This is a genomic window from Streptomyces sp. SID4985 (genome assembly GCF_009863025.1).
Taxonomy (GTDB): Bacteria; Actinomycetota; Actinomycetes; order Streptomycetales; family Streptomycetaceae; genus Streptomyces.
The window spans coordinates 1-8,925 of the sequence record NZ_WWIR01000266.1 but is presented as its reverse complement, the minus strand read 5'-3'; the positions used below and the strand labels follow the sequence as shown (position 1 = coordinate 8,925).

At 71.0% G+C, this 8,925-nt stretch carries 9 protein-coding genes and 1 pseudogene; 9 read left to right on the top strand and 1 reads right to left on the bottom strand.

Translation table 11 applies throughout. From position 1 onward, the window contains the following. On the bottom strand, positions 1-564 hold a 564-nt coding region (locus GTW40_RS11080; protein ID WP_161179998.1), incomplete at its 3' end, for an SLATT domain-containing protein. Positions 565-812: 248 nt separating this feature from the next. Here GTW40_RS11080 and GTW40_RS11075 point away from each other — a divergent pair. The 9 genes and pseudogenes from GTW40_RS11075 to GTW40_RS11035 all read left to right on the top strand — a co-directional run. After that, a complete protein-coding gene (locus tag GTW40_RS11075) occupies positions 813-1,154 on the top strand; it encodes a YbaB/EbfC family nucleoid-associated protein (protein ID WP_161179997.1) in 342 nt (113 codons plus the stop codon). Positions 1,155-1,205: 51 nt separating this feature from the next. Beyond that, a complete protein-coding gene (recR, locus tag GTW40_RS11070) occupies positions 1,206-1,805 on the top strand; it encodes a recombination mediator RecR (RefSeq protein WP_161179996.1) in 600 nt (199 codons plus the stop codon). Next, positions 1,798-2,460, top strand: coding sequence for a DUF5063 domain-containing protein (locus GTW40_RS11065; protein WP_161179995.1), 663 nt, complete (start codon positions 1,798-1,800; stop codon positions 2,458-2,460). The genes recR and GTW40_RS11065 overlap by 8 nt, the downstream gene beginning before the upstream one ends. A 310-nt stretch (positions 2,461-2,770) precedes the next feature. Continuing rightward, positions 2,771-3,787, top strand: coding sequence for a hypothetical protein (locus GTW40_RS11060; protein WP_161179994.1), 1,017 nt, complete (start codon positions 2,771-2,773; stop codon positions 3,785-3,787). Positions 3,788-3,837: 50 nt separating this feature from the next. Next, positions 3,838-4,416: a Uma2 family endonuclease gene (locus GTW40_RS11055; protein ID WP_161179993.1), complete on the top strand. Its 579-nt coding sequence runs from the start codon at positions 3,838-3,840 to the stop codon at positions 4,414-4,416. A 175-nt stretch (positions 4,417-4,591) separates the two neighbouring features. Further along, positions 4,592-5,869: an aspartate kinase gene (locus GTW40_RS11050; protein ID WP_161179992.1), complete on the top strand. Its 1,278-nt coding sequence runs from the start codon at positions 4,592-4,594 to the stop codon at positions 5,867-5,869. Further along, positions 5,869-6,930 (top strand): aspartate-semialdehyde dehydrogenase, encoded by a 1,062-nt coding sequence (locus GTW40_RS11045; RefSeq protein WP_161179991.1) that lies wholly within the window; start codon positions 5,869-5,871, stop codon positions 6,928-6,930. The genes GTW40_RS11050 and GTW40_RS11045 overlap by 1 nt, the downstream gene beginning before the upstream one ends. A 461-nt stretch (positions 6,931-7,391) precedes the next feature. Further along, a complete protein-coding gene (locus GTW40_RS11040) occupies positions 7,392-7,976 on the top strand; it encodes a SigE family RNA polymerase sigma factor (protein ID WP_161179999.1) in 585 nt (194 codons plus the stop codon). 185 nt (positions 7,977-8,161) lie between these two features. Further along, positions 8,162-8,925, top strand: a pseudogene (locus tag GTW40_RS11035) (hypothetical protein); the annotation flags it as partial.

The following is an 8,925-nucleotide window of genomic DNA, read 5'->3' as shown; positions in this document are numbered from 1 at the left end:
GGTCTCGGCCCGGACCAGTTCCGTCACGTCCTCGGAGAAACGGCGCAGGACGTTAAGACAGCGGTCGGCCGCCTCGCCCGCGGTGCCCTCCGCCGGACCGAGGACCTCGCGGACGCATTCGGAGGCCCAGTCGAACTGGAGGGTCCGCAGGCGCCGCTCGACCGCCTGGGCCGTGGCGACGTCCCGCATCCAGCCGGAGGACACGCCGAAGTAGCGGTCCAGGCCGGTGCAGGCGAGGGCCAGCACGAACGCCACGTACCCCCAGGGCGCCACGCCCGGGACGGCGCGCGTCAGGTCCAGGAGCGGCAGCACACAGCCCGTCGCCACCCCCACCGTCGTGCCGAGGCGCAGCAGGCGGGCCGTGCGGCGGCGCCAGAGGCGGTCGCGCAGGTACCAGGCCGCCGTGCGCAGCGCGCCGTCCTCCACCCAGCGGTACAGCTCGTCCAGCCGCTCCGCCGGTTCCCCCCAGTCGCCCAGCGGCAGCGCCCGGCCCGTCAGGTCGGCCGTGCCCCCGCCCCACCCGTCCTGCGGCGGACCCTCGGGCTGCATCTCCGCCTGACCCACCCGGAACTCCCTACTGAAACGACCCACTCCACAACGACCCACTCCATGACGCCGCGCGCCACCCTTCCTACCGCCCAATGGGTGGCCAAGTGGTGGCTTTCCCGGGCAATCCGCCCGTAAGAGGGCCTTGATCAGGTATAGGGTCGGGGTCGTTCTCACTCGAAAGAGTGGCGGGGCGAGGGCCGCCCGGAGCACGTAGGCTCGTGCCAGAGCGGCGTACGCGGCGCCGGTACGGACAGGAGCTGATCGTGATTCCCGGTGGTGGCCAGCCCAACATGCAGCAGTTGCTCCAGCAGGCGCAGAAGATGCAGCAGGATCTTCAGCGGGCCCAGGAGGAACTGGCGGCCACGGAGGTCGAAGGCCAGGCGGGCGGCGGCCTGGTGCGGGCCACCGTGACCGGCTCCGGCGAGCTGCGCGGCCTCAAGATCGACCCTAAGGCGGTCGACCCCGAGGACACCGACACCCTCGCCGACCTGATCGTCGCGGCCGTGCAGGCGGCCAACGAGAACGCGCAGACCCTCCAGCAGCAGAAGCTCGGCCCGCTGGCCCAGGGCCTGGGCGGCGGTGGCATCCCCGGACTGCCGTTCTGACGCCGGGGCAACTACCGTACGTACCGAAAGGTCTCCAGGAAAGGCAGTCCGTTGTACGAAGGCGTGGTCCAGGACCTCATCGACGAGCTGGGGCGACTGCCCGGCGTCGGTCCCAAGAGCGCGCAGCGGATCGCCTTCCATGTGCTCCAGGCCGAGCCGACGGACGTCAAGCGGCTCGCCCAGGCACTCCTGGAGGTCAAGGCCAAGGTCCGCTTCTGCGCGGCCTGCGGCAACGTGGCGCAGGAAGAGCTGTGCAACATCTGCCGCGACCCGCGCCGTGACCTGTCGGTCATCTGCGTGGTCGAGGAGCCCAAGGACGTGGTCGCCATCGAGCGCACCCGCGAGTTCCGGGGCAAGTACCACGTCCTCGGCGGCGCCATCAGCCCCATCGAGGGCGTCGGCCCGGACGACCTGCGCATCAGGGAACTCCTGGCCCGGCTCGCGGACGGCACCGTCACGGAGCTGATCCTCGCCACCGATCCCAATCTCGAAGGCGAGGCCACGGCGACGTACCTCGCCCGCATGATCAAGCCCATGGGTCTGAAGGTCACCCGCCTGGCCAGCGGCCTTCCGGTCGGCGGTGACCTGGAATACGCGGACGAGGTGACCCTCGGCCGCGCCTTCGAGGGGAGACGACTCCTAGATGTCTGACGCCACGCTGCACGCCACGTCGCAGAACCCGGACGACTTCGCGGTCCAGATCGCCGACCAGGTCGAGAGCTTCCTGGTCGCCGTCACCGAGGTGGCGAAGGGGGACGAGCCCGGCTCGACGGTCCCCTTCCTGCTGCTCGAGGTCTCCCAGCTGCTGCTGGCGGGCGGCCGGCTCGGCGCGCACGAGGACTTCGTGCCCGACGAGCGCTACGAGCCCGACCCCGGCCCCGAGCCGGACGTCGACGAGCTGCGCGAGAACCTCGCCCGGCTGCTGGACCCGGTCGACGTCTACTCCGAGGTCTTCGACCCGTACGCGCCCAGCAAGGCACCCGTGCCCGCCCGTATCTCGGACGACATCGCGGACCTCATCACCGACCTGCGCCACGGCATGGCCCACTACCGCGCGGGCCGTACCACCGAGGCCCTGTGGTGGTGGCAGTTCTCCTACTTCTCCAACTGGGGCCCCACCGCCTCCGCCGTCCTGCGCGCCCTCCAGTCCGTCCTCATCCACGTCCGCCTGGACCAGCCCCTGGAAGAGCTGGACGGCCTCGACACCGACCAGGAGCCCATGGGCGACGACCTCCTGGAGCGGGAGGCGGGCCGCGTGATGGAGGAGGAGATCGGGACTCCGCTCGGGATCCGTCAGGTCCAGTAGGCGTACGCATCGCCGCAGTTCAGCCCGAGGCTTGAGCCTCGGGCTTCGAGCTTTTCCATGGGTTTTCTGGGCTGGGTGAAAACCAACCAACCAACCAATTTCCCAGGTGAGTTGAGGCCGTTTACCTCGAAAGTGTGACTTTCCGTGATCGGCTTGCGCTGGAGAGTAAAGCCGCCCTAGGTTCGCGGCAATAGATCGGCCCCGGTCGGTGCGCCAACACCGGCTCCGGGGCCTAGACCTACGGATCGAAAGAGAGTCGATCGTGGTTTGCACTCACCTTAGTCCTGCCCTGCCGTCCCCGTCCCACCCCATGGCCAAATCGGGCTACGGCAAGCGCTCTGCCGGTGACGAAACCCCGCACGGCGACCCGGACTTCGCACATCTGAGCCCTCGTGACCGAGAGATCGCCGTCTTCGTCGACCATCTCGACGACGGTCACGCGATGGGCTACAAGGCGATCGCCGCCGTACATCCCCGTTATGGCCAGCAGGCCGTGCGCACGTCGCTGAAGCGCGTCACCGCGGCCGGCCACCTGCGGCACATCCGCGAGCACCTCACCATCGAGGACAACTCGATGCGCTGGGTGACGCGGACGTACTGGTCACGTACGCCCAGGTCACCGGAGTGGTGGGCGGAGTTCGTGCGCGAGCGCAAGGGCCTGGACGTCACCGACCAGTACGAGTCGGGACTGGCGCGGGCCGAGGAGCCGGCCGGGGAAGCCGTCCCGGCGGAACCCGGTCAACAGCCCTCCGAGCAGCACCCCGAGCAGCACCCCGAGGAGCCCTCGGACGAGCCCGGCGCCGCCTACCGCACCCTCGCCGAGCTGCGCGACGCGGACCCGCGCATGTCCCTGTCCGCGTCGGACTGCCGTTCCCTCGCGTCCCTCGCCGCGCAGTGGCTGGCCCTCGGCGCGACGCCGCAGGAGATCACCAAGGCCCTGACCGACGGGCTCCCGCCCGCCGTCACCAACCCGGGCGGACTCGCCCGCAAACGACTGGAGGACAAGATGCCCCCGACGAAGGCGAAGGTCCGGCAGAAGGCCGGTGGCCGCCGCGCCCGCGTCACCCGCGTGATCATGGCCTGCGCCACCTGCGACGCGGACGAGCGGACGACGGAGATCATCGACGGGATCTGCCGCGAGTGCCATGCCGAGATCGAGGCGGACGAGGCGGCGGAAGCGGAAACGGAAGGGCCGGGTGTCGGGTACGTCCCGGAGACGTTCCTGCGCGACCCGGCCGACGACACCGGGGTGGTCGACGTGACCCACTGGGCGGCCGAGCTGCGCAGGGCGGCCGGGCTGCGGCCCAGGGCGGGGTGGGACGTATGAGCGTGCGGGAGGCGCCGGTCGGGGCACCATGGAGTCGAGGAGGCGACGCCATGACCCCCAGGACCGACGACCGGCCGCAGATGTCCGTCGAGGAGTTCGAGGAGCTCGAACGCCATGCCCCGGAGACCGTGCGGCTGGAGTTCATCAATGGGAAGGTCCAGGTCAAGCCGGTGACCGACGGCAACCACGACCACATCGTCGCCTGGCTGCAGCGGCTGTGCATGCAGCACCGCCCTGAGCTCTGGTTGTACGGGGACCGAGGGATGAAGGTCGAGCGCTATCGGAAGGGGCGGGCACGTCCGGATGGCATCCTCGCGCCGTTCGGATTCCCTGCGGGGCACGGAGACTGGTCCGACGCAGGGGGTGTGCTGATGGCAGTGGAAGTCACGTCGCACGACTCCGACACCAACCAGCGCGACCGCGTCGAGAAGCCCAACGGCTACGCCGCAGCGGGCATCCCCGTATACCTGCTCATCGACCGGGACGACGGCTCGGTCGTGGTGTACAACCAGCCGGAGAACGGCCGCTACCTGCACGCCGAGAAGCTGCCCTTCGGCGCCTCCGTCAAGCTGCCCGACCCCGTCGACATCATCCTCGACACCGCCCCCCTCAAGGAGTTCGCCGACTGACCGCCTCACCCCCCCTGTGAGTCACTGCACACTCGTTCACGCACAGCCATCACTCGCGTGACACTGGGCAGGGAGTACGGCAGCGGACGGGCGTCTCACCATGCGGTACCCAAGAGGTCGGATTCGCCCGCTCGATAGACTGAGCCGACACAAACGAACCGAGCGAGGAGCGCACGTGGGCCTTGTCGTGCAGAAGTACGGAGGCTCCTCCGTAGCCGATGCCGAGGGCATCAAGCGCGTCGCCAAGCGGATCGTGGAAGCGAAGAAGAACGGCAACCAGGTGGTTGTCGTCGTTTCCGCGATGGGCGACACGACGGACGAGCTGATCGATCTCGCCGAGCAGGTTTCTCCGATGCCTGCCGGACGTGAATTCGACATGCTGCTGACCGCCGGAGAGCGTATCTCCATGGCCCTGCTGGCCATGGCGATCAAAAACCTGGGCCACGAGGCCCAGTCGTTCACCGGCAGCCAGGCAGGCGTCATCACCGACTCGGTCCACAACAAAGCCCGGATCATCGACGTCACGCCCGGCCGCATCCGCACCGCGCTCGACGAGGGCAACATCGCGATCGTCGCCGGGTTCCAGGGCGTCAGCCAGGACAAGAAGGACATCACCACGCTGGGGCGCGGCGGGTCCGACACCACGGCCGTGGCGCTGGCCGCCGCCCTCGACGCCGAGGTCTGCGAGATCTACACCGACGTGGACGGCGTGTTCACCGCCGACCCGCGCGTGGTGAAGAAGGCCCGGAAGATCGACTGGATCTCCTTCGAGGACATGCTGGAGCTGGCCGCGTCCGGCTCCAAGGTGCTGCTCCACCGCTGCGTGGAGTACGCCCGCCGGTACAACATCCCGATCCACGTGCGCTCCTCCTTCAGCGGACTGCGCGGCACGTGGGTCAGCAGCGAGCCGATCGAGCAAGGGGTACAGCAGGTGGAGCAGGCCATCATCTCCGGTGTCGCGCACGACACCTCCGAGGCCAAGATCACCGTCGTCGGCGTGCCGGACAAGCCGGGCGAGGCCGCCGCCATCTTCCGCACCATCGCGGACGCCGAGATCAACATCGACATGGTGGTGCAGAACGTGTCGGCCGCCTCCACGGGCCTGACCGACATCTCCTTCACCCTGCCGAAGACCGAGGGCCGCAAGGCCATCGACGCCCTGGAGAAGAACCGCTCCGGCATCGGCTTCGACTCCCTGCGCTACGACGACCAGATCGGCAAGATCTCCCTCGTCGGCGCCGGGATGAAGACCAACCCGGGCGTCACCGCCGCCTTCTTCGAGGCGCTGAGCGACGCGGGCGTCAACATCGAGCTCATCTCGACCTCCGAGATCCGCATCTCGGTCGTCACCCGCGCCGACGACGTGACCGAGGCCGTGCGCGCCGTGCACACCGCCTTCGGCCTGGACTCCGACAGCGACGAGGCCGTGGTCTACGGAGGCACCGGCCGCTGATGACGACAGGTCCCAGCCGCCCCGCCCTCGCCGTCGTGGGGGCGACCGGCGCAGTCGGGGCCGTCCTGCTCCAGATCCTGTCCCAGCGCGCGGACGTGTGGGGCGAGATCAGACTGCTCGCCTCCCCGCGCTCGGCCGGCCGCAAGCTGGCCGTGCGCGGGGTGGAGACCGAGGTCGGCGCGCTGACCGAGACCGCCTTCGACGGGATCGACGTCGCGCTGTTCGCCGTGCCCGACGAGGTCGCGGCCCAGTGGGCGCCGTTCGCCGCCGAGCGCGGCACGGTCGTCGTGGACACCTCCGGCGCCTTCCGGGCCGACCCCGAGGTGCCGCTCGTCGTCCCCGAGATCAACCCGCACGCCGTGCGCAACCGGCCGCGCGGCATCGTGGCGAGCCCGGGCGGTACGACCCTGTCGATGATCGTCGCCCTCGGCGCGCTGCACGCCGAGTACGGCCTGCGCGAGCTGGTCGTCTCCTCTTACCAGGCGGTCAGCGGGGCCGGGCGGGCCGGGGTGGAGACCCTGCGCGCCCAGCTGTCCCTGGTCGCGGGCACCGAACTCGGCGGCGCCCCCGGTGACGTACGGCGCGCGGCGGGCGAGCTGACCGGGCCGTTCCCGGAGCCGGTCGCGCTCAACGTGGTGCCCTGGGCCGGATCGCTCGGCGCCGACGGCTGGTCCTCGGAGGAGCTGGGGGTGCGGGAGGAGTCCCGCAGGGTCCTCGGACTGCCCGGCCTTGCGGTCGCGGTGACCTGTGTCCGCGTCCCCGTCGTCACCGTCCACTCGGCGACCGTCCACGCCCGCTTCCAGGACGAGGTCACGGTCGACGGCGCCCGCGAGATCCTCGCGACCGCGCCCGGTGTGGTGCTGTGCGACGACCCCGAGGCGGGTGAATTCCCCACCCCGGCGGACGTGGTGGGCACCGACCCGACCTGGGTCGGCCGGGTCCGGCGGGCGCTCGACGACCCCACCGCGCTCGAACTCTTCGTGTGCGGCGACAACTTGCGCAAGGGCGCAGCCCTCAACACCGCGCAGATCGCGGAGCTGGTCGCTGCCGGGAATCTGTAGGAATGATGGGGGAACCCTGTGGATTCCGTAGGATTATTTTAAGAAATGTGGCCGGAACCATGGTCCAATTCACTTGAACCCCGGCTCCACGACGACAGAGGATTTCCTTCCCGCCCTCCGCAACCGCGCGAGGGCGGGAAGCGTCTTTGCGGGCACCCGACTGGGGCCGGGGGCGCGGAGATTCCGGCGTGGAGCGCCGTGATCGGGGGCGGTCTGACGCCCGTTCGACGAGGACACAGGGGAAGAGCGGGACGCATGGCGGCACTTGAGGATCGGTCGGTCGTCGCACATGTGGCGCCCGGCACGTACAACCCTCGCGGGGGTACGCGTGTCCAACAGGCGTGGCAGAGGTACTCGAATTCGCCCCCGCGCTCTTCGAGCAGGGCGTATCCCCAACGGCAGGCGGCGCCGCGGCGCTCCGTCCGCCCCGCGCCGTGCTCCGGCCGCGCGCGCTCGGTGACATGCCGGTGATCGCGCCGATGCCCGCAGGGCGGCAGACCCGCATACCCGGCCAGCGCGACGGCGTGGAGGGCACGACGTCCGACGCGGCCGCCGGCACGACCGTCGACCATCTCACCGAGACCTACCGCGCGCACTACCGCTCGCTGCTCGGTCTCGCGGCGCTGCTGCTCGACGACACCGCCTCGTGCGAGGACGTCGTGCAGGAGGCGTTCATCCGCGTCCACTCGGCGCGCAAACGGGTGCGTGACCCCGAGAAGACCCTCGCCTACCTCCGGCAGACGGTCGTCAACCTCTCCCGCTCCGCCCTGCGTCGGCGCATCCTCGGCCTGAAGCTCCTCTCCAAGCCGATGCCCGACATGGCGAGCGCGGAGGAGGGCGCCTACGACCAGCTGGAGCGCGACTCCCTCATCAAGGCGATGAAGGGCCTCCAGCGCCGTCAGCGCGAGGTGCTGGTGCTGCGCTACTTCGCCGACATGACCGAGGCCCAGACGGCCGAGACGCTCGGCATCTCGCTGGGCTCGGTGAAGGCGTACGGCTCGCGGGGCATCGCCGCGCTGCGGGTGGCCATGGGGGCGACGAAATGAGCGGGAGCGCTCCGCACGAGCGGGAGCCGCGGCGCGAGCCGAACACCGGCCACGACGACACGCCTACGCACGCTGGGAACGGAACTGTGAAGCACGGCCCCGACGGAGACGGCCGGAAGACCGGCGAAGAACGCGAGACGCCTGCGGCGGCTTCGGAGGTACCCGAGGCGTCCGAGGTGTCCGAGGTGTCCGAGACCGTCCAGCTGCCCAAGGCATCCTCGGCCGCGAAGGCCCCCGGGGGCGACGGGCTCGCCGAGCTGGCCCGGCTGATCGGGCCGACCGACCTGTCCGGGCCGGGAGACCTGTTCGGGCCGGGGGGCGGGGAGACCGGCGCCGCCCCCGACGAGCTGGCGCTGCGCCGTCTGCTGCACTCCGCCGTGGACGACCTCGAACCCCGGGACGGCTCACTGGACCGGCTGCGGCGGGCCGTACCCGCCCGGCGGGCGCGCAAGCGGCAGGCGACCGTGGGCATGGCGGCGGCCGCGCTGTTCATCTGCACCGCCGTCCCCGCCCTGGTGCACGTCTCCAACTCGGGCGGCACCGACCCCAACACCGCCATGGCGGGCCAGTCCTCCCTGGCCCAGGGCAGCGAGGGCAAGGGCCGGAGCGGCGGCGGCGCCACCGCGGGCACCGGCGGCCAGGCGGGCACCACCGCCGGGCAGCCCGGCACCGTCGGCGGCACGGAGCAGCCCGGCACGAAGTCCCCGGGCGACGACGGCGCCACCGGCGGCACCGACCCCTCCGCGAGCGCCGCCTCCGGCACCCCGCCCTGCACGGCCGCCCAGCTCGGCGCGACCGGCACCACGGACGCCCCCGACTCCTCCGGCGTCGTCTACGGCACCTTCCGCGTCACCAACACCTCCGCCGCCGCCTGCACGGTCACCGGCACCGGCCAGGTCGGCGCGACGGCCCAGGGCGCGGCCGACCCGGCGAAGGTCACGGCCGCGGC